The organism is Butyricicoccus sp., assembly GCF_050872565.1.
Classification (GTDB): domain Bacteria; phylum Bacillota; class Clostridia; order Oscillospirales; family Butyricicoccaceae; genus Butyricicoccus_A.
Genome location: NZ_JBNMHC010000467.1, coordinates 1 through 1,418, shown reverse-complemented (window position 1 = coordinate 1,418; position 1,418 = coordinate 1). Strand labels below are relative to the sequence as shown.

Annotated in this window: 2 protein-coding genes and 1 tRNA gene; all 3 read right to left on the bottom strand. The window is 51.0% G+C overall.

The window, feature by feature from the left end:
- Nucleotides 1–4 precede the first annotated feature (4 nt).
- Nucleotides 5–80 (bottom strand) — tRNA-Thr (locus ACR0P9_RS12585).
- Between the two features lie 133 nt (nucleotides 81–213).
- Complete coding sequence (locus ACR0P9_RS12580; protein ID WP_432620667.1) at nucleotides 214–942, bottom strand: lysophospholipid acyltransferase family protein; 729 nt, start codon at nucleotides 940–942, stop codon at nucleotides 214–216.
- Between the two features lie 18 nt (nucleotides 943–960).
- The coding region (locus tag ACR0P9_RS12575; protein ID WP_432620665.1) for a DNA-deoxyinosine glycosylase at nucleotides 961–1,418 on the bottom strand (458 nt) is incomplete at its 5' end.

Genomic DNA, 1,418 nt, shown 5'->3' with positions numbered 1-1,418 from the left:
ATCGTGGAGCTGGTGGACGGACTTGAACCCCCGACCTGCTGATTACAAATCAGCTGCTCTACCAACTGAGCTACACCAGCGTACCGCGTCTCATTCATCCGCCGCATCTCTCAGCGACTTGTTTATACTAACACACTTATTCTCTGTTGTCAACTGTTTTTTACAAATTATTTTAGAAGCAAGAAAACCCTGCCGATGGGCAGGGTTCGTATGTTATTCTCCGCGATATGTTTCGTCCATCACAGACAGCACTTCTTCTCGCACGCGCTCCGGCAGTTCGCGCACTTCCTGTCGGCTCATACCAGCCGTTTCAATCGGCTTGTGAATCGTAACATGTACCGTGCCCGAATGCACGCGATAGCGTTCCTCTAACAGATGGAACGAGCCGTCAATAGTAACCGGCACAACCGGTACTTTTGCGCTGGTTGCCGCACGGAAAGCACCGCCCTTAAATTCTTTGACTGGGCCGCCCTTGCTGCGGGTTCCCTCCGGGAAAATCGTCATGGAAACGCCGCTCTTGACCAATCGTGTCGCGTCCATCAGTGCACGCACAGCCTGCTTCTCGTCCTCGCGATCTACATACACACATTGCAGCAGATCCATCCAAGAACGCAGACCCGGAATTTTCGCCAGTGAAACCTTTGCCATCAGTGCGCGCGGCTGCCCGACACAAGCCAAAATGACCGGAATGTCAAAATCACTCTGGTGGTTGGCGACAAACACAGCGGTTCCCTGCGGAATGTTTTCTTTGCCGTCTACTATGACCTTTGCACCGGCTGCCCACAACAGGCGGTGCGCCCAGTTATGTACCATGCGGTCAATACCCGCTTGTACTTTTTCTCGATTGCCCTTTTTGATTTGATGTGCATAATACGCCCGGATTGGGGACACAATAATCAAATACAAAATAAAATAAATCGCCCAAATAATCGTATGAATCATAAATCTGTGTTGTTTCTCCTATTCTGTAAGTTGTCGAATGACGGCATAACGTTCCAATAATTGTTCCAGCTTGACAGCACAATTTGCCGGAGAAGTCGACGGCAGCACCTGTGCTTGGATGCCACAGTCCTTTTGACAATAGCGTTTGAACAGAGCTCCCGCCTTTTGTCCCGTGCAGAAAATCGCGGTAATCGGCGCATGGTCAAGAATATCACGCATCCGATTGGGGACGGGATTGCGGATAGACGCATCGGATGCGCCCTCTATATCACAGCTATCTAAGACATCCCATAAGGCAATGTGATGCCGTGTGAGGAAGTCTTTTTGCTTGGGAATATCCCCGACAAGCGGCTGTTCTCCGTACAGCATCGGCAGAACCCGCCAGAAGCGATTTTGCGGATGCGCATAATAAAATCCAGCTTCCCGCGACTTAGGAGAGGGCATCGTGCCCAAGATCAGCACGCGGGACTGTGCGT